This window comes from Thiorhodococcus drewsii AZ1 (assembly GCF_000224065.1).
In the GTDB taxonomy this organism is placed as follows: Bacteria; Pseudomonadota; Gammaproteobacteria; order Chromatiales; family Chromatiaceae; genus Imhoffiella; species Imhoffiella drewsii.
In genome coordinates this window covers 15,334-36,267 of the sequence record NZ_AFWT01000022.1, presented here as the reverse complement: position 1 = coordinate 36,267, position 20,934 = coordinate 15,334, and the positions used below count along the sequence as shown (strand labels likewise).

15 protein-coding genes, 1 tRNA gene and 1 riboswitch are annotated in these 20,934 nt (G+C 59.7%); of the genes, 8 read left to right on the top strand and 8 right to left on the bottom strand.

What is annotated here, in order from left to right; all coding sequences use genetic code 11:
• Positions 1-201: 201 nt before the first annotated feature.
• A complete protein-coding gene (gene yjgA / locus THIDRDRAFT_RS15075; RefSeq protein WP_007041734.1) occupies positions 202-744 on the bottom strand; it encodes a ribosome biogenesis factor YjgA in 543 nt (180 codons plus the stop codon).
• A 52-nt stretch (positions 745-796) separates the two neighbouring features.
• Positions 797-2,521 (bottom strand): single-stranded-DNA-specific exonuclease RecJ, encoded by a 1,725-nt coding sequence (gene recJ / locus THIDRDRAFT_RS15070; protein WP_007041733.1) that lies wholly within the window; start codon positions 2,519-2,521, stop codon positions 797-799.
• A gap of 244 nt (positions 2,522-2,765) precedes the next feature.
• On the opposite strand from recJ, the gene THIDRDRAFT_RS15065 reads away from it, so the two are divergent.
• Both THIDRDRAFT_RS15065 and groL read left to right on the top strand, forming a co-directional pair.
• Positions 2,766-3,053: a co-chaperone GroES gene (locus tag THIDRDRAFT_RS15065; protein WP_007041732.1), complete on the top strand. Its 288-nt coding sequence runs from the start codon at positions 2,766-2,768 to the stop codon at positions 3,051-3,053.
• 72 nt (positions 3,054-3,125) lie between these two features.
• Complete coding sequence (gene groL, locus THIDRDRAFT_RS15060) at positions 3,126-4,754, top strand: chaperonin GroEL (RefSeq protein ID WP_007041731.1); 1,629 nt, start codon at positions 3,126-3,128, stop codon at positions 4,752-4,754.
• 82 nt (positions 4,755-4,836) lie between these two features.
• On the opposite strand, the gene THIDRDRAFT_RS15055 is transcribed toward groL, so the two are convergent.
• The 3 genes from THIDRDRAFT_RS15055 to THIDRDRAFT_RS15045 form a co-directional block, all read right to left on the bottom strand.
• On the bottom strand, positions 4,837-6,534 hold the full coding sequence (locus THIDRDRAFT_RS15055) for a patatin-like phospholipase family protein (RefSeq protein ID WP_007041730.1): 1,698 nt from the start codon (positions 6,532-6,534) through the stop codon (positions 4,837-4,839).
• 85 nt (positions 6,535-6,619) lie between these two features.
• Entirely contained in the window at positions 6,620-8,488 is a 1,869-nt protein-coding gene (locus THIDRDRAFT_RS15050; protein ID WP_007041729.1) for a GMC family oxidoreductase, read from the bottom strand.
• Positions 8,489-8,621: 133 nt separating this feature from the next.
• Positions 8,622-11,144 carry a hypothetical protein gene (locus tag THIDRDRAFT_RS15045; protein ID WP_007041728.1) on the bottom strand — a complete coding sequence of 841 codons (2,523 nt, stop codon included), beginning with the start codon at positions 11,142-11,144 and terminating at the stop codon, positions 8,622-8,624.
• Between the two features lie 251 nt (positions 11,145-11,395).
• Positions 11,396-11,623: riboswitch (cobalamin riboswitch) on the top strand.
• Between the two features lie 192 nt (positions 11,624-11,815).
• On the opposite strand from THIDRDRAFT_RS15045, the gene btuB reads away from it, so the two are divergent.
• From btuB to THIDRDRAFT_RS26100, 6 genes are all read left to right on the top strand, one after another.
• A complete protein-coding gene (gene btuB / locus THIDRDRAFT_RS15040; protein ID WP_007041727.1) occupies positions 11,816-13,696 on the top strand; it encodes a TonB-dependent vitamin B12 receptor in 1,881 nt (626 codons plus the stop codon).
• Between the two features lie 357 nt (positions 13,697-14,053).
• On the top strand, positions 14,054-15,106 hold the full coding sequence (gene cobT / locus THIDRDRAFT_RS15035; protein WP_007041726.1) for a nicotinate-nucleotide--dimethylbenzimidazole phosphoribosyltransferase: 1,053 nt from the start codon (positions 14,054-14,056) through the stop codon (positions 15,104-15,106).
• Positions 15,107-15,110: 4 nt separating this feature from the next.
• Positions 15,111-15,536 carry a histidine phosphatase family protein gene (locus THIDRDRAFT_RS15030; protein ID WP_007041725.1) on the top strand — a complete coding sequence of 142 codons (426 nt, stop codon included), beginning with the start codon at positions 15,111-15,113 and terminating at the stop codon, positions 15,534-15,536.
• Positions 15,533-15,694: a histidine phosphatase family protein gene (locus THIDRDRAFT_RS27500; protein WP_007041724.1), complete on the top strand. Its 162-nt coding sequence runs from the start codon at positions 15,533-15,535 to the stop codon at positions 15,692-15,694. Before THIDRDRAFT_RS15030 ends, THIDRDRAFT_RS27500 begins: the two co-directional genes overlap by 4 nt.
• A complete protein-coding gene (locus THIDRDRAFT_RS15025) occupies positions 15,691-16,443 on the top strand; it encodes an adenosylcobinamide-GDP ribazoletransferase (RefSeq protein WP_007041723.1) in 753 nt (250 codons plus the stop codon). Before THIDRDRAFT_RS27500 ends, THIDRDRAFT_RS15025 begins: the two co-directional genes overlap by 4 nt.
• A gap of 75 nt (positions 16,444-16,518) precedes the next feature.
• Positions 16,519-16,645, top strand: a tRNA-Gln gene (locus THIDRDRAFT_RS26100).
• A gap of 308 nt (positions 16,646-16,953) precedes the next feature.
• Here the strand turns inward: THIDRDRAFT_RS26100 and drt3b are convergent.
• The 3 genes from drt3b to THIDRDRAFT_RS15015 all read right to left on the bottom strand — a co-directional run bounded on the left by drt3b (position 16,954) and on the right by THIDRDRAFT_RS15015 (position 20,857).
• Complete coding sequence (drt3b, locus tag THIDRDRAFT_RS24725) at positions 16,954-18,900, bottom strand: antiviral reverse transcriptase Drt3b (protein ID WP_007041722.1); 1,947 nt, start codon at positions 18,898-18,900, stop codon at positions 16,954-16,956.
• A complete protein-coding gene (gene drt3a, locus THIDRDRAFT_RS24720; protein ID WP_007041721.1) occupies positions 18,893-20,131 on the bottom strand; it encodes an antiviral reverse transcriptase Drt3a in 1,239 nt (412 codons plus the stop codon). The genes drt3b and drt3a overlap by 8 nt, the downstream gene beginning before the upstream one ends.
• 492 nt (positions 20,132-20,623) lie before the next feature.
• Positions 20,624-20,857 carry a hypothetical protein gene (locus THIDRDRAFT_RS15015; protein WP_007041720.1) on the bottom strand — a complete coding sequence of 78 codons (234 nt, stop codon included), beginning with the start codon at positions 20,855-20,857 and terminating at the stop codon, positions 20,624-20,626.
• Between the last annotated feature and the right edge of the window lie 77 nt (positions 20,858-20,934).

Here is a 20,934-nt window from a genome sequence, read left to right as displayed (position 1 = left end):
GGACAGCCTCTCAAGTTGAGGTGATGTTGAGACGATTCGCGTGAACGAGAAGCGCGCGCCCTTTACACAATACGCAGGAAAGGGCGCCTAATGGAAGTATAAATGCACTCAGTCTCCCGCCCGAAAATGGACCGGAAACTGAGTGCCTGGAACCGATTGCCGCACGGCACCTGGAGATATCGGGCGATCATCGGCAAGGCGTCAGTCCTGAGCCTCTTCCATCGTCTCACGCAGGAAACGGAACAGCTTGCGCGGTGCGTCCGGCTTGCCGCGCTCGACGTCGCGCTGGGCGTTGCGCACCAAGGCCCGCAGCTGCTGCCGATCGACCGACGGACACGCTTCAACGAAGGCGTTCACCGCGCCATCGCCCTCGGCGATCATGCGCTCGCGCCAACGCTCAAGCGCGTGATGACGCGCGTTGGCCTCGCGCTCGCGAGCCTCGGCGCCGTCCATAAGCGCCTGCACCGCCGCCATGTCCTCGCGCACCAGGAGGTTGGCGATCCGCTTCCAATGGCGGCCGAGCGCGCGGTGATCCTTGATGCGCGGCGTCTCGTCGAGCGCGACCCAGGTGTCATCGCTGAGATTCAGACGCTCCAACTCGGAACGCGGCATGCTCGCCATCCGCTCCGCCAAAGACTGAAGCGCCAACTTCTCGCGCTTGAGCTGGCTCTTGCTCGGACCGCGCTCCTCTTCCTCGTAGGCGTCGTCCTGATCGTTGAGATCGTCGTCGTATTGGTTCTCCATCGAAACCCTTTGCATTGTTAGCGTTCTTTGCGATTCAAATGAGGTGGCACGCTCAGGCATCCGGCTGCAGGTATTCCATGACCAGCTGCGGTGAGCGGACGCCACGGTACTGGTTGACGTCCAGGCGATAGGCCAATCGAACAGGCCCTCGGGCCTGTTCGAGCTGATCACCGAAATGAAATCCGATCGCGTCGAGCGGATCGCCATCGGGCGGCGCGAGTCGCAGCTTCAGATGACGCTCGCCGACGATGCGCGCCTCCAGCACCTCGAAGGTCCCGTCGAACCTGGGCTCGGGGAAACCCTTGCCCCAGGGACCGGCGAGACGCAGTGCCTCGGCCGTCTCCAGGGTCAGCAGTCGCGCCGGGAGTTCGCCGTCCGATAGGATCTCGGGCTGCGGCGGGACGTCGCCGATCTGTTCGCGCACCACCGCCACAAAGGACGCGCGGAAGACGTCGAGCTGGCCGCGCCCAATGGTCAGACCAGCCGCCATGGCATGGCCACCGAAGCGTTCGATGAGCCCCGGGTGAGCGCGATCGACGCGATCGATGGCATCGCGAATGTGCAGCCCCTCGATCGAGCGCGCCGAGCCGCGCAGCCATCCGTCACCCGCGTCGGCGAAGGCGATCACCGGGCGATGATAGCGTTCGCGGATGCGGGCCGCGACGATCCCCGACACCCCCTGATGCCAGTCCTCGCCGAACAGACAAAGGGCCGGCGGCAACGCCTCGCCGTCGAGGCTCAGACGATCCAGCAGACACTCCGCCTGATCCTTCATCTCGCCCTCGATCTCGCGACGCCGCCGGTTGAGATCATCGAGCACCTGAGCGCTGGACAAGGCCCGCTCCGGATCATCCGTCAGCAGACACTCCACGCCCAGGGACATCTCCTCCAGACGCCCAGCCGCATTGAGACGGGGCGCCACGAAGAATCCGAGATCGGCGGTCGTGGCCCGGGTCGGATCACGTCCGGCCACCTGGAGCAACGCCGAGACCCCGGCGCTACAGCGCCCGGCCCGAATGCGCCGCAACCCCTGCTCGACCAGGATGCGATTGTTGCGGTCCAGCGTCACCACGTCGGCCACGGTGCCGAGCGCCACCAGATCAAGCAATTCGGCCAGATTCGGTTCGGGCCGACCCGCCCCGAACCAGCCGATATCGCGCAAATGACGACGCGTGGCGGCAAGCAGATAGAAGACCACCCCGACCCCGGCCAGGTGCTTGCTCGGAAAGACGCAGCCGACCTGATTCGGATTGACGATGGCGGCGGCCTCGGGCAGCGACTGACCGGGCAGGTGATGGTCGGTGACCAGGACCGGAATGCCGAGTTCGGCCGCGCGTCGCACCCCGGAGACGCTGGAGATGCCGTTATCGACCGTCAACATCAGATCCGGGCTCAGACCCGCAGCCGCCTCGGCCACTGCCGGACTCAGGCCATAGCCGTTGGCGAAACGGCTCGGCACCAGATAGGAGACCTTGGCCGCGCCGAGCATACGCAAACCGCGCACCGCCACCGCGCTGCCGGTGGCACCGTCGGCATCGTAGTCGCCGACGATCAGGATGTGGCCACCCTCGCGAATCGTGTCGGCGAGCAGCTCGACGGCGCGATCCAGCCCGAGCAGGCTGTCCACAGGCTCCAGATCGCCGAGACCGAGGCGTGCCGCCGCGTCCGGGTCGGTCAGACCGCGATTGGCATAGAGCACCGCCAGAAAGGCCTCGGGGGTCCGAATCTGGGCAAAGAGATCTTGATCGGAAAGGCGTCGGATTCGGATAGGGATCACTGCGACTCGGTCTAGGGACGTTGATGATCTAGGGATGTTGGCCTGGGTCGAGCATTCGGGCCGGCCGACTCAGTGTATTGCCTATCCCCGTTCGAACCAAACGCAGTCGTCGAACCGAGCCCAACGAACAGCTTGACAAGGATCCGTATCTCACTACAGTGTTAGCACTCGCTAAGCGAGAGTGCTAACAAGCCATATCCATTTTCTCAACGACACAGAGATTCCCCGAGGGAGATCGTCATACATGAACCTCCGTCCTTTGCATGACCGCGTTGTCATTCGTCGCAGCGAAGAAGAACGCACCTCCGCTGGAGGCATCCTGATCCCCGATTCGGCCACCGAGAAGCCGATCCAGGGCGAAGTGGTCGCCGTCGGCAACGGCAAGATCCTGACCAATGGCGACGTGCGGCCGCTCGACGTCAAGGTCGGCGACAAGATTCTCTTCGGCAAATATTCCGGAACCGAGGTCAAGGTCGCGGATGAGAAGCTGCTGGTGATGCGCGAAGACGACATCATGGGCGTGATCGAGTAACGGCTGACGCCGACTCTCCGCCAGCATCCCGACCCAACAGATTCGACCTCCCCTTACCGAGGCTCAGCCCACATGGCCGCTAAACACATCTTTTTCAACGAAGACTCCCGCGTCCGCATGCTGCGTGGCGTCGATCTACTCGCCAACGCCGTCAAGGTCACCCTGGGTCCCAAGGGCCGCAACGTGGTGATCGAGAAGTCCTGGGGCGCGCCCACCATCACCAAGGACGGCGTCTCGGTCGCTAAGGCGATCGAACTCAAGGACAAGTTCGAGAACATGGGCGCCCAGATGGTCAAGGAGGTCGCCTCCAAGACCTCCGACATCGCCGGCGACGGCACCACCACCGCCACCGTTCTGGCTCAGGCGATGGTTCGCGAGGGACTCAAGTCGGTCGCCGCCGGCATGAACCCGATGGATATCAAGCGCGGCATGGATCTGGCCGTCGAGGCCGCCATCGCTGAGCTCAAGACGCTCTCGCGCCCCTGCTCCACCAACAAGGAGATCGCCCAGGTCGGTACCATCTCCGCCAACTCGGACGACTCGATCGGCAACATCATCGCCGAGGCGATGGAGAAGGTCGGCAAGGAAGGCGTCATCACCGTCGAGGAAGGAAAGTCGCTCGCCAACGAGCTCGATCTGGTCGAAGGCATGCAGTTCGACCGCGGCTATCTCTCGCCCTACTTCATCAACAACCAGCAGAGCCAGAAGGCCGAGCTGGAAGATCCCTACATCCTGCTGCACGACAAAAAGATCTCCAACATCCGCGATCTGCTGCCCGTGCTCGAAGGCGTGGCCAAGGCCGGCAAGCCGCTGCTGATCATCGCCGAGGACATCGACGGCGAGGCTCTGGCGACCCTGGTGGTCAACAATCTGCGCGGCATCCTCAAGGTCTGCGCGGTCAAGTCGCCCGGATTCGGTGACCGCCGCAAGGCGATGCTCGAAGACATCGCCATCCTCACCGGCGGCACCGTCATCTCCGAGGAGGTGGGTCTGTCGCTCGACAAGGCGACCCTGAACGACCTGGGACAGGCCAAGACGGTCCAGGTCGGCAAGGACGACACCACCATCATCGACGGCGCCGGATCGCACGATCAGATCAAGTCGCGCTGCGAACTGATCCGCGCACAGATCGAGGACACCAGCTCCGACTACGATCGCGAAAAGCTCCAAGAGCGTCTGGCCAAGCTGGCCGGCGGTGTTGCCGTCATCAAAGTCGGCGCTGCGACCGAGATCGAGATGAAGGAGAAGAAGGCACGCGTCGAGGACGCACTGCACGCCACGCGCGCCGCAGTCGAGGAAGGCATCGTCCCCGGCGGTGGTGTCGCCCTGGTCCGCGCCCTCACCGCGATCAAGGGGCTCAAGGGCGCCAACGACGACCAGAGCGTCGGCGTCGGCATCGCCCTGCGCGCGATGCAAGAGCCGCTGCGTCAGATCGTCACCAACGCGGGCGAGGAGCCCTCGGTCATTCTGAACAGGGTTGCCGAGGGCACCGGCAACTTCGGCTACAACGCCGGCACCAGCGAGTTCGGCGACATGATGGAGATGGGCGTCATCGACCCGACCAAGGTGACCCGTTACGCCTTGCAGAACGCCAGCTCTGTGGCCGGTCTCATGATCTCCACCGAGGCCATGATCGCCGACGAGCCCCAGAAGGCGTCGGCCCCGGCCATGCCCGGCGGCATGGGCGATATGGACTACTGATAGCCCGCCAGCGAGACGCGCCGCGTCTCGCTCCCCTGACCGGCCCCCACGCACATCCAGGGGCCGGTCCATTCCCTCCAAGTCAGATCAGCCCTCGCTCCGTCAGACTCTTGCGAATCGCACCGAGAATGGGCTCGACTACGTCGCCACCCATCACACGTTTCCGCCAGGCGAAAAACCGCCAACCAGCCTGCAATAAAAAGCGGTCCCAGGCCGAGTTCACCTGCGTGCGGATGAAGGCCATCACCAAGGCATCGGCACGCGCTCGGACCTGAGGACTCAACGTCTCGAACTGCGACTCGGTCATGCACGGCCAGACAGGTTCCGGGACCTCGATTGCGCATTCGCCGATCAGCGGAATGATAGGCAGGTAGGAATGCCCGTCTCCGCGCAGAATCGGCTCCGGCCGAGCCTGAGTCCAGTGCGCGAACAGCGGATTGCCGACTTCCAATACAAAGTGACGGCGCAGAAACTGCTGACAGTTGCGTCGCCCGAGCTGATAGTCGTGCTCGCGAAACGCACGGGCAAGAAACCCTCCGAATCCGTTGAGCCCACCGCTCGCCAAGGCGAACTCCGTGCTCGACTCACTACGCACCGGCGAGACGATGAACCGGCTGAAGACCTGCTCGCTACTGGCCAACTCCAGCTCCTCAAGCTTGAACCGAAGCTGCGCCTTGACGGCCCCCATCAGGGCCGAAAGGACCGAGAGCAGACCCGTGTCCGGCCTGTAGTCGAACTGGACCTTGGCCTCGGCCGGGAAGGGGTCGATCATGATCACCGCGCGATTCGCCTCCTGGCCTCCGCGCGGATTGCGCCCATCCTCACCGGCCAGCGCGCGACGGGCGAGTTCGAACGGCTCATTGTTTGCCAGACCGCCATCGAGATTGACGAAACTGTAGGTCCAGTCCTCGCGCGGCGGCTGATTCGCGGGCCAGGGGTCGGGCCAGGCTGGCGGAATAGTCTCCTCGTGCGTACATTGGCCGGACTGGCCGGGCTCTGGAGTCGCAACGATCGGAATCGGCCAGCGTCGAGCGTCATAGGCCAGTGTCCCGGTCCGCTCCAGCACGCGGGCGGCCAGTCCGATCGGAAAGGCCGCGCTCGCCAGGGCCGATTCCTTGAGCAACGCCCAGGATCCGGAGAGTCCGGGAACCACGCGGAGCGCGATGCTGCCATCCTCGGCCTCGCCCCCACCCTGACCGAAATGGAATTGCATATGGTCGGCATGCATGGACATCCCATATGCGTTCCCGCTCTCTCCTCGGAAGCGGATCGAATAGGGAACGCCGCGCAGATTGGTGACCGTCAGATAGAGCGGCAGCGGATCGGCAACAAAGGGTGGCAGAGGCTCATCGCCACGCGAGCCCGACTCACCCCCGATGAGTTCATCCGCGATACCGTCGAGAAGGGTCGCGTTCAACACCGACCGAACCGCTCGATCACCCTCGAGATCATCGTTCGTCAGCAACCCGCTGATGTCGATCTTATCAACCCAGGCCCGGTATTGGTGGCTGTCGCCCACTGGATCCGGAGAGGGATAATCGGCGTCCCGCAGGGAGGAAACCAGCAAGGCACCGCTCAATGCACCGGCCGAGGCACCAGTCAGCACCTGAATCTGGACAGCATGATCCGGCGTCCCGTCCGGATCCTCGGCCTTGGCCCGCTCCCAGGCGGCCAGTGCCTGCATCAGAAAGTCCAACACCCCGGCGGTGTAGGCGCCGGCCGAAACGGCGCCCGCCATCACCAACCCGATACCGAAGGTCCGATCGTCGTGTGTCCTCATCCTCGTTGCTCCCGTTGCCGCATGCCCGCCGGAACGCCGTCTCGGCGGCGTCCCGTTCCTGTCGCGCCAAGAACCAGACGGAGACTCAGGGCGGCGCCAGCACGTCGGCTGCCTTCTCCGCCGCCATATAGACCGAACTGACGATGAAGAAACCGGGAATCCGAGGGAAGATGGAGGCATCCACGACCCGCAGATTCCGCACCCCGCGCACCCGGAAATCGCCGTCGAGAACCGCGTTGGGATCGCCGTCGCGTCCGATCGGGCAGGTGCAGGAGGCGTGATGCCCCCAGGACTGATAGCGAACGAAATCGCGCAGTTCCTCATCGGACTGAACCGCGTCGCCGGGCGCCTCCTCGGCGACGATGAGTCCGGCCTTCTTCAGCGGCTTGGTCAGCTTGCGCACGAACTTCACGCCCTCAACGACCGAGTTCAGATCCTTGCCGGAGGCGTCGTTGCCTTCCTCGAAATAGCGGAAATTGATCTCGGGCCGCTCCCTCGGATCGGCCGAGCGCAGCCGGACCTCGCCGGCCGTGTTGGCGGTATGGGCCTTGAGCACGGCCCAGGTGAGATAGTCGAGCTTGAGGACATCGGAGGAGTAGCCAGGGAAATAGCCCCTGAAGTCCGCGAGCAGCGCGAAACAGAAGAGATCGGGCAAGGGCCGCTCTGGCATCGAGCGCTTGATCAGCCCCAATACGGCCCCGTTGGTACTGTAGACGCCAGTGCGCCGACTGGCCCATTCCTGATATTGCGGATCGCCCGGCGCGTACCTGGCGCCGCGCAGCACCTCCCAGTCCTCGGCCATGCGGTTGGCCACTCCGACCTCGTAGCGATCCTGCAGGTTGCGACCGACGCCGGGAAGATCGACCAGCACTGGGATGCCGTGCGCCTCCAGATGCTCGCGCGGACCGATGCCGGAGAGCATCAGCAATTGTGGGGTATTGAAGGCGCCGCCGGCCAGGATCACCTCGCGCGAAGCGAGCGCCTCGCGCCGCTCGCCCGGCTCCTCGCTCGGGTTCTGGTGGGCCTGATAGAGCCGCGAACCGCTGAGATATTCGACCCCTACGGCCCGATCCCCGTCGAAAAGAACCCGGGTCGCCAGGGCATCCAGCTCGACCCTCAACCGATCAGGGAAGCGCTCCGCAGTTTCCAGCAATCGCTCGCGCGTGCTCATCCGCTCATGCCCACGGTTCAACAGGGGCGTATATCTGAGCCCATGGGCGTTTTTGCTTACCAAGCGCCAATCGTTGGGATCGCCCTGACCGTGTAGGAGCCAATCCAACCGGTCCAGCGGCTCTCCCTGATCCTCGAATGCCTGTCTGATCGAGAGCTTGAGCGTCTCGACCAAACCCTTGTCGCCGAGTGCCGACTTGGGGATGGACTTCTGGGTATGCGCCCAGCCGCCCCAGCCGTGACGGGTCGGATTCAGCCCAACCTTGCCGAGCCACCGATAGGGCGGCAGACGATACTGGCAATTCTCCATCCGCTCGAACAGTCGGCGCATCGGCTCCGCCCCCCAGGAGGCATCGTCGGTCAGGCGCGCCAGATCGTCCCAGTCCTGGTTGTGCGGATAGACTATGATCATGGCGTTGTGCGCCGTGCAGCCACCCAGACAACCCGCGCGCGGATAGAGCACTCCATCCACCCGCTGTCCGTCCCAGTCCTCGCGGTACTTCAGGTCGCGCCGCTGGAGCGCGTCGTCGCCGTAGTGTCGCACCCAGAAATCCCAGCGCATAGCCGCGTTCTCGGTCGACAAGGCATGGAACACGGGCACCCGATAGTCGTCCGGCAGACGCGCCTCGTTCGGATAGGGGGCATCGCCTCCCTGCATCCGCACAGGATCCCCGCCGGCCTCCAAGACCAGCACGCTGTGGCCGCGCTCGGCCAATCGGGCCGCTAGGGTTCCGCCACCCGCGCCCGAACCCACGATCAGGTAATCGTATTGAGTCGCCATCATCCATCCCCCTATTCGGTCCGCCGATCGCCGCCTCTCCGCGGTGGGGAGCGGCGGCGACCGAGCGGACTATCCGAATGACGTTGAGAGGCCAGAGGAGACCGGCGCGGCCTGAGTGCCACGCCGGATCGGGGGGTCAGAAGGTTTTGAGGAACTCGACCAGCGCCAGTTTTTCCTCGTCGCTGAGACCGGGTTCTTCAGCGAAATAGTCGGTACCGAAGTAATGACCCCGATTCACCACGAAGTCCGGACACTTGCTGATCGAAAGCATCTCGTCGACGATCTCGCGGTCGCGGAAGACCGCCTTGGCCTCCTCGTCGGAGGCTCCCGAAGGAATGGCCTTGAGCGCCTTGGTGATCTTGAAGACCACGGGAATGAAGTCCCACTTGTTGGACGGATCCAGATCCATGTTGGCGATCAGATTGACCGGCGTCCCCTTGGGGATCGGCCCTAGTTCGAGTCCCTCCTTGTCGAAGGCCCAGGGCTTGAGGACGCTGAAGGGCCGGACCAAGAACTGTAGCAGATCGGGCAGATAGCCCTTGGCGACGCGCAGGTAGCTGGTTTCGGTGGTCAGGTCGATGACGCCCGGAACCGCCTTTCCCGACGCGGTCATATACGCACGATCCCCACGCCGCCTCTCCGGCCACAGCAGCTGCTGAATCCCGGATTCGAAGGATTTCATGCGATCCTCAACCGAACCGCTCCAGTAGAAATCGCCCACGGAGTTATTCAGCAGATAGGGTGCGCTGGACCAGAGGCTCACCAGCGACGGTACCCGGGTGTAGCCGCGTCCGCCGGCGGGCATCTGGTATTCGCGTGGTTCGCCGGTGATGGGATGGTGGACCTGAATGGTCCCGACCGATGGCAGCGACTTGTAGCTCGCCGACGAGAAGTTGTCCCAGATGTTGTCGGCCAGGGCATTGGTCGCGAGCGGGCTGCAGGCGTTGGTCTCCAGCAGCGTCACCGGTACCCGCAGATCAGTCGAGAGGAAGTTGTCATCAAGAAAATCCTCCTTCGCCACGATCGCCTTCATCGCCGACTTGAACTCGTCGGTCTTGGTCCATGTCCAGTAGTCGCCCCAGCACTTCAGATAGTCGGGACCCACGCAACCATTGGGGAAGAAACTGTAGGCCTTCTCGGGTAGCTTGCTCGAATGGCAACGGGCACAGCGCTCGGCGAAGGCCACCTTGCCTTGTGCGAGCTGCGATTGATCGCCCGTGAGATAGCCCGAACCTCCGGGCGCCTTGGCCAGAAGATCGGGCTGGGTCGCGGCGAGGAAGAAGAGCGCGAGATCCGGCGTCTGGGCCTCGTTGGCGTTCCAGTAGGTCGAGTGCTTGCGCGCGTTGGCGATGGTGAAGGGCGAGATGGTTTTACCGCCGATCAGTGGGCGGAAATGCTCCAGCCATTCCTCGCTGAAGAGACCGATGTTGACGTAGACACGGTTCAGGGCGCCGAGCGCACCGACCGAATCCGCGCCGTCCTTGAGCACCCGAGGCGTCAGCACCGTATCGGGCGCACGGTAGAACTGATTGAGCGGACTCTCAGCCGGCACATGGCTGTTGAACTGAGCGTTGTCGAGGCTCCCGCCGGCCAGGTGCTCCTGACCGAATTTGAGTGCATTGAGCATGCGCGGCCCGAGCTGGTACACCGCGTTCATGGTGCGCGGATTGTTGATGTAGTCGGTCGAGACCAGCGAGGTGTCGAGCGCGCCGGGACGCGAGGTATGGAAAAGCTGGAAGGCGAAATTGGTCGGATCGGCCTCATGGATGAAGATGCGGTCGATCCAGAAATACTGGGCGCCCGGATTGGAATTCAGATTCGCCCATTCGGGGTGTTCCGGATCCGTCGGCGGATTGGTTGGATTGGGACCGACATGACAGAAGCCACAGGACATGCCGACCCGGTAGGGGCGCACCAGGTTTTTGTTGTTGTAATAGCTCGGATCCGTGTAATAGCGCTTGGGATCCCAGCGCCGCTGGGCCGTCTCGTCGAACGCCGGATTGGGGAAGAGCCGCAGCCCCACGATCCCGGTGGCATAGCCGTAATAGGAACCGACCGGCAAATTCTTGCCGCGCGCGCCGATCTCGACCCCTGGATACTTGCTCGCGTTTTCGAAGGGATCCGGAGCGCAGTCATCCCGTCTGACGTCCAGCCATAGTCCGAAGCGATCTTCGCGCGGTCCCGACTCCTTCTCGAAGCAGGGTTCGTTGACCAGTCCCAGATATTGCCAGCGATTGTCGCGACTGAACTTGAGGCTGGGATGATTCGAGAGAACCTTGAGGAAGTCGAGATTGCCTCGGCTCTCGGTGGCAAGCCGATCCCACAGCCGATCGTTGCCGGCTGTCCAGACGATCCAGTTGTTGCGGCCGATCGCCACTGCCCTGGCGGCCGCGTCGGGCGCGATGCCCGGCACGTAGGCCGCAAGTAGAGAGGCGACCTTGGCCGGATCCTTGGTCACGCCGTAATCCATGTCGGCGAAATAGTCCTCGTCCGCTCCGGGGAGCGTGTCCGCCGTCCGACCCGCGCACAGCGCCTCGTCCTTCACCTTCCCCGCCCCCGATCCACAGTCCGCAGCGACAGCGCAGGTCGCGCTCTCGAACAGAAGCCCGACTCCACAGAAACCCAAGACGAGCGCACACCTCGAACCCTTGCTTTTCATGGCATCTCCCCCGAACGCTTGACTGGAACGGTGGCAACGAACTCAGTCGGCGCCACCCCTGAGCGAGATCGACTGCAGACGTACATATTTCGTGTACTATCGCAGCTTGCATTGAGCCTAGACAGGGGCCTTTCGATTTCAACCACAGAGTTATCGACGTCTTTACGTGAATGCCGTTCGAGCGAAGGGACCTAGATCACGCATCCATTCGCTCCTCCCATCATTGACCTACCACTCAAAAAAACCGTTAATAGCGCGCTCGATCTTCAGGTGCCCTCTGCAGCTTTCGCCCAGAGGGTTGAACGGGAAGCCGGTGCGTCACCTGCACACGAGGAACAAACCCGGCGCTGCCCCCGCAACGGTAAACGAATCGAAGACGCGATCTGATGCCACTGTGACATGTCGTCATGGGAAGGTGTCGCGTCTGGGCGTCAGGCCCAATCGTGAGTCCGGAGACCGGCCAGGAGATCCGGGCCAACCGACCGCACTCGGACCTTCACTCGGTCCGTTCTGTGTCGTCCACGGCCCACCCACCGGGGTCGCGAGGGGCGTCCACCTGGGATGCCCGACGCTCCACGCACGCGCTCCCGTCTTCGCCCAACCCGCTCGCTGACCCCTCCTTGATTTGACCCTGCGGGTGTGCAGAGGTCATCGCTGGAGACCCTCCCGACATGAAGCACCCATTGACGCTGGCCCCACTGGCCATCGCGCTGGCAGGCACTGCGCTTGCCGACTCACCGACCAATCTCGACCCCGTCATCGTCACGGCGACACGCACCCCGACTGTGGAAACCGCCGCGCTCGCCGCAGTCACCGTCATCGACCGCGCCGAGATCGAGCGCCGCCAAGCGCGCTCCGTCCCCGACCTGCTGCGCGGGGTCCCCGGCGTAACCCTGTCCCAGAACGGCGGGGCTGGACACGTGGCCTCCGTCTCACTGCGTGGAACCAACTCCGACCATGTCCTGGTCCTGATCGACGGCGTCCGAATCGGCTCGGCCACGTTGGGCACCTCGCCGCTACAGGACATCCCGATCGAGCAGATCGAACGCATCGAGGTGGTTCGCGGACCGCGTTCGAGCCTCTATGGCTCGGAGGCGATCGGCGGTGTCATCCAGATCTTCACCCGTCACGGCGGCGGCCCGCTGACACCGCGCGCCAGCATCGGCGGCGGCAGCTTCGGCACACTCTCGGCATCGGCCGGGATTTCGGGAGGCGGCGAGCGCGCCTGGTTCGACCTGGGCGTCAACGCCGAGCGCACCGACGGCATCAACGCCTGCGACGGACGCCCGATCCCCTATGCCGGATGCGGCGTGCTCCAAAACGACCGCGACGGATACCACACGCTGGGCGTCAACGTGCGCGCGGGCTACCGCTTCAGCGACCGGGCATCGCTCGACCTGCACCTGCTGAACGCGCATAGCCGCACCGAGTTCGATGGATCGATGTATGGAGGCAATGTCTCGCGCTCCTGGCAGCAGGTCCTGGGGGGCGAGTTCAAGCTGCGGCCACTGACGCCCTGGACGCTGACCCTCTCGGCCGGTCACAGCTGGGACAACTATCGCGCCTATTACGACGACGCCTCCGAAGGGATCGACGATCGCTTCCTCGACGGCTTCAAAACCGAACGCGACAGCGTGGCCCTGCAGAACGACCTGCGTATCGCACTGGGCCAGGTGCTGACACTGGGAGTGGACTACGCCAAGGACAGCGTGTCCGGCACCGTGGACTACAGCAAGGATTCACGCGACAACCTGGGCGTCTTCGGCCAATACCAGGGCGAATTCGGCCCCACCACGCTGACCTTCAGCCTGCGTCAGGACGACGACGAGCAATTCGGCACACACGCCACCGGCAACGCCGCACTTGGGTATCTGTTCGAGAACGGCATTCAGGTCTCGGCCTCCTACGGAACCGCATTCAAGGCGCCATCCTTCAACGACCTCTACTATCCCAACTACGGCAATCCGGAGCTGGGTCCCGAGCAGTCGCACAGTCTCGAACTGGGACTCCAGGGCGAGCTGCCGCTCGGCTGGGCGACGCTGGGACGTTGGGAGCTGAATCTCTTCCGCACCCAGATCGACGACCTCATCGCCTACGACGCGCCCACCCAATCAGCCGCCAATATCGAGAGCGCTCGCATCCTGGGCATTGAGGCATCGGCGCAGGCACGCATCCTCGACTGGGACCTGAACTCGGCGCTGACCCTCATGGATCCAGAGAACCGTTCCGACAACGCCAGCGACGGCAACCTGCTGCCACGTCGGGCAGAACAGACCTTCCAGCTCGATCTGGACCGCCAATTCGAACGCTGGTCGATCGGCACCACCCTCTTCGTCTCGGGACGCCGGTTCGACGACCTGGCCAACAGCGAGCGGCTCGACAGCTACAGCCTGGTGGATTTTCGCGCCGAGTACGCGATCAACACCGCCTTACGGCTCCAGGCCAGATTGGAAAACGCCTTCGACGAGGACTATGAAACGGCATACCTTTACAATCGCCCCGGGCGGGCCTTCTATCTGACGCTACGCTACGCGCCCAAGCGCTTCGACTGAACACCCGGCAGCAACGGCGAGAATCGCGCCCGAGCCTCTCCAGCGAGCGCGCGGTCGCACCCAACGACCTCGCCTCCTCGCGACTGGGATGAGCAGGAGGCGAGGTGCCTGACGGACCAGGCCAACCGGCGATCGAGCACGGCCAGCATACCGCCAGCCGATGTGGTCGCCTTTGCCGGCAGGCCCCGCCAGCGCAAGCCGGCGAACTGCCTCACCGAATGAACCGACGAACCAAGTCATGCATAACAAAAAATCACGTCTGACCCAGAAGACGACACCACTGATGCCCATGGACACGCTCACGCGGGTTTGCCCGAGCGGCACGAACGGCACCCACTCAACGGAGGTGACCCGCTGATGGAAGGATTGCTCTGGATCAACGACCCCATCCTCCCGATCGACAGCATGGCAGCCGATTCAGCGCGCCGGCGCCAAGATCAGCTGACCAAGCCTCGCGGATCGCTCGGCCGGCTCGAAGAGATGGCCATCAAGCTCGCCGGCATGCAGGGCGCCTCGGCACCCTCGCCGGACCCGGTCCACATTCTCCAGTTCATGTCCGATCACGGCGTCGCCGCCGAGGGGGTGTCGCTCTACCCGCAAGAGGTGACCATCCAGATGATGCGCAACATCGCGCACGGCGGCGCCGCCGTCTCGGTGATGGCGGAGGCGATCGGCGCACGGATGGAGATCATCGACCTGGGGATCCTGACCGATCCCGGTCCAGTTGAAAACGTCCGCTCCGAGCGGCTCGGTTTCGGAACCGGCAACATCGCCCGCGAACCGGCCATGAGCGAGGAACAGCTGGTGGCCGCCATGAACGCGGGGCGTTCCGGTGTGGAGCGCGCCCTGAGCAACGGGGCCAGACTGCTGATCTGCGGCGAGATGGGCATCGGCAACACCACGCCCGCCACCGCCGTCGCCTGCGCACTGCTGGACAAGCCGGTCGTCGACATGGTCGGACCCGGAACCGGACTCAACGCCGAAGGGATCGACCGTAAGCGCCAAGCCATCGAGTCCGCGCTGGCGCTACATCTGGAACCCGGGCGCTCCACACTGGACCTGCTCGCCCGTCTCGGCGGCTTCGACATCGTCGCCACCACCGGCGCCTACATCACCGCAGCCCAGCGCGGTCTGCCGATCCTGGTCGACGGCTTCATCATGAGCGCGGCCGCGCTCGCCGCCGTCCGTCTGCAGCCCGAGGTGCGCAACTGGATGATCTTCTCGCACACCTCGGCCGAGCCGGGTCACCGGCTCATGATGGAGGCGCTCGACGCGGATCCCTATCTGGATCTCGGAATGCGCCTGGGCGAGGCCACCGGCGGCGAGGCACTGGTGCCGCTGCTACGGCTCGCCTGTGTCGTCCATCAGAGGATGGCGACTTTTTCAGAAGCCGGCGTAACTGAGGTCTAGGCGAATGAACGAGCGCCTCCTAGATCTGTTGCGCCACGGCGAAGTCCAGGGTGGCGCTCGATTCCGTGGTGATCAAGACGACCCGCTAAGCGAGCGTGGCTGGGAGCAGATGCGGCTCGCCACCGAGTCCGCCTGCGACTGGACAGAGATCATCAGCTCGCCCTCCTGTCGCTGCGCCGACTTCGCGCGGCAGCTGGCCGAACAGCTCGGCCTGCCTTTCAGCCAGGAACCGGCAATCGCCGAGCGCGGATTCGGCGCCTGGGAAGGGCTGGCCGCCTATCAGATCCCACCGGACGAACTCTCGCGTTTCTGGGACGATCCGGTCGGCTATACACCACCCGACGGCGAGCCCTTCGCCGAGTTTCGCGATCGGGTTCGCCAGGCCCACCACGACATCCTCGCCCGCTATGGAGAACACCCCTTACCGTGACCCACGGCGGCGTGATCCGCATGCTGGTCGCCGAAACGCTACAGATGCCGGATGAGGCCATCCTGCTGGTCGAGGTGCCCTACGCCTGTTTCACCCGGCTGCGCATTCTGGAGGCACCAGGACGCCCCAGCCTGGTATTCCATCGGGGACAGGCATGAGCCTGCGCCCCTTGTGGATCGCGGGTCGTCTGCTGACCCGCCTGCCCTTCCCCGATCCCGGCGAGGCATCAGCGACCGATACCGGCCATTCAGTCCCCTGGTACCCAGTCGTGGGTCTGATACTCGGCGTCCTGGTGGCGGCGGCCGGCATCGGGCTGGCTCAGACCGAACCGGGAGTCGCGGCGGCACTCGTTCTCATCCTCTGGGTCTGGTCGAGCGGCGGCATCCATCTCGACGGACTGGGTGACAGCGCCGATGCCTGGGTCGGCGGACTCGGCAGCCGCGAGCGCACCCTCGCCATCATGAAGGACCCACGCTGCGGTCCGGCGGCGGTGAGCGCCATCGTCCTGGTCCTGATCGCCAAATGGGCCGGCATCCAGGCCCTGATGACCGACGGACAGCCTTGGCTGCTGCTGTTCATGCCCCTGCTCGGGCGCACCCAACTGTCACTGCTGCTGCTCACCACGCCCTATGCCCGAGAGCACGGCATGGCGGGCGATCAATCCCGCCATCTGCAGCGGCGAACCGCCTGGTTCGCAACCCTGACCAGCGCCCTGGTCTGCCTGCTCGCAACTGGCTGGGTCGGCCTGATTCTGCTGATCGTGGCCGTGACGACCTTCGTACTCGCCCGACGCAGCATGCTGGAGCGCATCGCCGGATTCACCGGAGACACCGCCGGCGCATTGGTCGAAATCACCGAGACCCTGGCCCTCCTGACCTGCGTCCTCGTCACCTTTTCCGCCAATTGAGCCCAAACCGGCTGCCACACTGTCCCCTTAGAAGATGCTGGAGGCGATCTGGGCCGGGCCGGCTTGGCGAAATGTCGGGGGTTAGCCGCAAGCCGCATGCGCTCGGCCCACACCCCGTGCAGGATGTGGCCATCAGGGAACGTCTGAAGCCTGGCGGACTCTGACTCCGTCAATCTAGGTTCGAATCCTAGTTCCCCAGCCATACAAAAAAAGGGCTTAGCCGAGAGGCTAAGCCCTTTTTTTTGTTTCCGGTCTTATTCTGGGTGGAGCTGCGTACGGTTCTTTCCAGATAGAGCCAGTTCCTGAGATGCTCTAGACGGCGTTATAGGGCGACTCTTAGGGTAAAGGTGAGAGTCGTGCCGCCCCCTGAGTGTGTGCGAGCACTAAGCCCGCTCAATACGGATACGCAATTTTCTCTTCGGGATCCAAAAGTCGTTGTCCGTAGAAAGACAGAAGTTACAACTCCTGTGGAGGAGGCAAAGCGCGACTCTCATCGTAAAAGATACCTCGCTAGTACATTCGTTTCAACTCTTTCTTCTCAAGCGCTTGAAGTAAATCGAGATTTTTCCAGTCAACAAACCATTTTGTTGTGGTATTAATAAATGTTTCCTTTTCGGCTTTAGTGGGAGGAGAGATCTGTCGCGCCTTGCAATATTCGGAGATGGCTTTCTTCTTGATTGTATTAGATAAATAGGGGCAGCTGACGAGATCCATAAACACTAGGCAAATTTCAGCGTCCGTTTCTATTTGCTGGATGCGATCTAAAAAACGGTATGCCGACTGTTCAAGTAAGCCCATGATTTCACTATATCTGCGGGCATTTCTAACGTAGAAGAGGGCGGAAATCCAGTGAAAATAAGACATTTCGTTGTTTATGTTGAATATCTTTTTCACGGTATCATCAGGAAGTGAGTATTTATCCCCAAGTTCTGCTAATGCTAACGAGACATTTATGTATTCCAGAGATAATTCATCGGAAATAATTACTCTAGTGTCATTTTTAGATTCGAAATAATTTTCAGCTAAATCATAAATTAGCTGCAGGATTCTATCTTGGTAGATAGGTAGGCATTTTTTTGAAAATCGAGAGACTAAAACGATTGATCGGGATATTTTGTAAGAACCTGTGACTGTAGGAGCAACGCTATAAAAGAAAAACAATATGTCTAATAAAACAACAATGGCATCGGCGTATTTTTCTTCGTTTTCAAGTCCCGGTTCTGGGGCTATCTTAACTAAGACTTCAATTCTTTTTGATGCGGTAGATACAATATAAGAGCTGACTTCATGGTAATCTACATCACGCTTTTTACAGTTGCTCTTAATTGCATCAATAAAACTTCTTGTAAGCTTCCAAGTGGAATATATTTTTTTTGGAAAAATGGCATTATCATTTTTTCTATGACCTAGAAATTTATCTAAAAAATTAGCGAGATCTCGACGTGTTTCTTGTATGATCATCGACTTTTTTGTGAAAAAAGGTCGGGTAATCTTTACGAGTTTATTAGAATTGGTGTGCAGGTTGAACGCAAGAAGCTCATTTGCATAGCAATTATAAACTTCGGCTGCAATTATTTCTGTAATTGCAAAAATATATACATCGTCGACGTAGCGTCGAAAACAATATTGTTCATCGAACTGATACTTGCAGCGATCTTCGAGAGTCTGTATTACCTTACGGTCTATTGCTTGAAATATTAACTCTGCGAATATTCGGCTTGCCTCAGGGCCAATGATTATCCCATTTGTCTCTTGATGATTTGCATTTTGCATGGCTGAGTCGAACGCTTGAGCGAATGTCGTACTTACAGCCTTATGTTCTTTTGTGAAATTTTTTCCTTTTATCGCCCAGGATAATGAATGTGTGTAGATGCTATCAAAGCACTTGCTTACGTCTAGACTCCAAAATATCGAGTATTTTTTTTCGAGCCGAAAATAATCAGGAGATTCAAAAAACTCATATAGCCGGTTGAAACCTCTATATGAAAAGAAAGAAGGGGCATGCCTTGCGAATTTCTCCATCTCTGTGGTGCTGACAATGCCAGACTTAAACTTGTAAATATCATTGAGGTGATTCTTTAGATAGAAGACACTAGTCTTGCGATGCGGGGCGCGTATCGATGCCGGGCTGATTCTTGAATAATGTAAAATCACTTCGTCGTATTCTTGGTAAATATTTCTAATCCTGTATTGTGCTGAAGGATGTATTATGGAAAGTCTTCTGTATTCAGTGGAGTTCCTTCGGATTTTGTAGTGAAAAGGTATAGTTGGTTTTTTTGAGCTTTGGATCATATCGAGAATATCATTTGATATTCGAGTTGTTGATCTTTTGAGGTTCTCATAGAAGCCGTCATTGGAAAATATGATCGGAGTGTCGAATGGCAGTGTTTCTGTAAGAACCACGCGATCATAGTCCTTTTTTCTAACGCGACATCGAGTGCCTTTAGATTTACGCATTTTTCCAACACTCTTGTATCTGAATAATCCGTTTTCCACTAAAGTGGATGAAATCTTTTTCGGAGAAACCCTTTCTAAAACTTAAAGTAAGAAGCAATCGCTGCTGACGTTTTGTTAATAGGCCGTTGGTTCGAGAAAAAGACCTTCCCTTTTGTGAAATAATGGCAATTTTTAGGAATTTGTCTAAAAGTTCAATGCTCTGGTTGTTATGGCTGAGGTTGGGGTAGTTGTGGAAGATGCCAGAAAGATTTTTAGTTCCGGTTTTGTAATCGTAAACTGAAAAATTTTTAGTGAGATATTTTAATCTGTCATGTAGTAGTATGAAGTCTCTGTTTTGAGCGAAGCTTAGAAAAGATCTGACTATTTTTGTTTTTATTTTGTTTATTTTTTTATCAGCGATTTCTATTTCGACTTGGCGAAAACTTTTATCTTTTGTATTGCTACTTCCTTTTAGAGGGGGGACAATTAAGCGATAGCCAAGATATTCTAATTCATGTGTGCCAGATTCTTTTATGGATTTTTTTAATGTGATGACGGAGGTTTTTTTGTAATTTAATTCTAAAGATTCAGGAAGAGCGTTTGCGATAAATTCGTAAAATTCTTTTTCCGCTTCGCGAGCATCTGTAATAACAAGAATGTCATCGACATATCGGGCATAATATTGCGAATGAATATTTCTCTTTATTGTGTTATCGAAATCATGCAGTGCGATTTCAGAGAGCACAGAGCTTAGACTTAATCCTCTTGGAAGCCCGACTCCTCCAGCTGCTTTGTAATGCCTGAAAAAATGCTGTAATGCCTCTTTTGTAAGGGGGCTTAGCCCGCTTTTTTTGTTAATTGACTCTAGCAGTGGGACGGTGTCTACGCTTTCGAAAAAGGAGCGGATGTCCGTTCTGTATACTCGATAGGGCGTTCCTTCTTGAAGTAGTCTTGATAATACATTGACGACAGAATTTCGATTAAGAGTGGTGGGCTTGTAAGCATGCTGTAGATTTTTTTGGATCTTTCGGAGTATTAGAATGGACGGAAGGTTGTCTACGAAATAAAAATCCTTTTTACAGGTATGTCTTTTAATTAAAGGGTTGCGAGGCCATTCATCGCGAAGGATGTTCACGCCATTTTCTATATATAGGCGTTTGCGGTCATCGATGTGAAGATCTCGATGGGTATAGAAATCCGATCGTCGAAGGCAACGAAGGAGGCTGGAGTAACCAAAAGATTGATCGTGCACAGAGGCTCCCTTTCTCTAGATGGGGCACGTAGAACGACAGGATAACCCTTTTCTGATCGCCTCTAAAGGGTTATGCATTCTGTACTTCTACTTAGAGTAGTGAGGGTAGGGAGAACAAGCTCGCAGAAGAGTGTTAAATAACATGTAAGGCAATGAGTTAAAGAGAAAAATTGCGTTAACCAGTCTGCTAAGTAGACTGTTACTCAGCGCGTGGCAATCATTACATCAGGCAAGCTAACGTACCTCCAGTCCGTCAACCTCCAGTCTTCTGATAAAAAAATGACCACCTCCCTGTCGCGCCCTTCAAGCGCATCGACGTCAGGGCCGTCTGGCCGAAGACGACCGTACGGACCCGTTCCGATCGATTTCCGGTCGGGCTCGCACGGTCGACGGACCATCAGGCCCAAGGATCGACGGCGTCATCTCGGGGATGTCGACGCTGTAGCAGCTCCCGGGGCAGCTCATATGCCTGACGCTCGGCTTCGGAGCGAGTCAGACCGCCATCGAATTCGGTGATGGCTGCTCGTTCCTCGAAATACTCCCCCGCAAGTCGGCATCCAATCGGGCCACGAAGGCCGCGATCTCGGCATCGATCGGTGAGCGGTAGGGCGATCTCGCAATGCCCTCAGCCGTGAGATCGCCAGTCACCCTGACGTGACGCTGAAGGAGCGACAAGGGATCGACCCCGTGATTCTCCAGCATGGCCAAGGCCGAGGGGGTGGCCATCAGACGCCCAAGGGGAAATAAGGGACCGACAGGTTGAACCAACCTCGCGCACGGATTCCCTCGTGCTCGCTCGGACA